This window comes from Streptococcus sp. Marseille-P7376 (assembly GCF_902460385.1).
Taxonomy (GTDB): domain Bacteria; phylum Bacillota; class Bacilli; order Lactobacillales; family Streptococcaceae; genus Streptococcus; species Streptococcus sinensis.
In genome coordinates, this window is record NZ_CABPTS010000054.1 from 1 (window position 1) to 1,131 (window position 1,131).

Here is a 1,131-nt window from a genome sequence, read left to right on the forward strand (position 1 = left end):
GGTAGCGGATGTTTTGTGGTATACTATTCATGAGAAGACTCCTTTTTTTGATGGTTGTGTCAGAACTAATCCTATCAAGGTTTCTTCTTTTTTGGTACTCAGGTCTCACATCTATTGTAACGCTACAATTTTCAACTATAAATTATCTTCCGTTTAGTGAAATTCAATCCGACTTATGTTATAATATGAAAGATTGAAAATGTAATTTATCAAAAGGAGAAACTCCAATGGGACGTAAATGGGCCAATATTGTGGCAAAGAAAACGGCCAAAGATGGTGCAAACTCAAAAGTTTATGCTAAGTTTGGTGTGGAAATCTATGTAGCAGCTAAAAAAGGTGATCCAGATCCCGAGTCAAATACTGCACTGAAATTTGTCATTGACCGGGCTAAGCAAGCGCAAGTACCAAAGCATGTTATTGACAAGGCTATTGACAAGGCGAAAGGAAACACTGACGAAACCTTTACCGAAGGCCGTTACGAAGGCTTTGGGCCAAATGGATCCATGTTGATTGTCGATACTCTGACTTCCAATGTTAATCGGACTGCAGCTAATGTTCGTGCTGCTTTTGGTAAAAATGGCGGGAATATGGGAGCTAGTGGCTCTGTAGCCTATTTGTTTGACAATAAAGGTGTGATTGTCTTTGCTGGTGAAGATGCTGACAGCGTCTTTGAACTGCTGCTGGAAGCGGATGTAGATGTAGATGACGTTGAAGCAGAAGAAGAAAGCATAACTGTTTATACAGCACCAACTGACCTTCACAAGGCTATCGTGGCCCTGCGCAAGTCTGGCGTCCAAGAATTCCAAGTGACTGAGTTGGAAATGATTCCTCAATCAGAAGTGGAGCTGGCAGGTGACGACCTAGAAACCTTTGAAAAACTCTATAGCGTTTTAGAAGACGATGAAGATGTCCAAAAAATCTATACTAACGTAGATGGCTTCTAAGGCTAAACCAGAAGAATAAAACAGAAAAAGATTCAGTCCGATATTAGTTCGGCTGAGTCTTTTTCTACCATTTGTCAAGTATATCAAGGTATTTGATGAAAAATAGTTTGAGTTCCATATGTCAAACGAAGGAAATTGTCTTTTTTTGAGCTAAAGTTTAGTGTAAAAAGTGTACACAAAACCAACA

The 1,131-nt window shown here is 39.5% G+C and carries 1 protein-coding gene; it reads left to right on the forward strand.

The genetic code is table 11. The features are described from left to right. The first annotated feature begins 227 nt into the window (after nucleotides 1-227). Nucleotides 228-944, forward strand: coding sequence for a YebC/PmpR family DNA-binding transcriptional regulator (locus FZ952_RS11500; protein ID WP_148881752.1), 717 nt, complete (start codon nucleotides 228-230; stop codon nucleotides 942-944). Nucleotides 945-1,131 lie beyond the last annotated feature (187 nt).

Bases quoted from the DNA above. Each gene is read 5' to 3' on its own strand.
- FZ952_RS11500 (WP_148881752.1), top strand. From the start codon at position 228: ATGGGACGTAAATGGGCCAATATTGTGGCAAAGAAAACGGCCAAAGAT.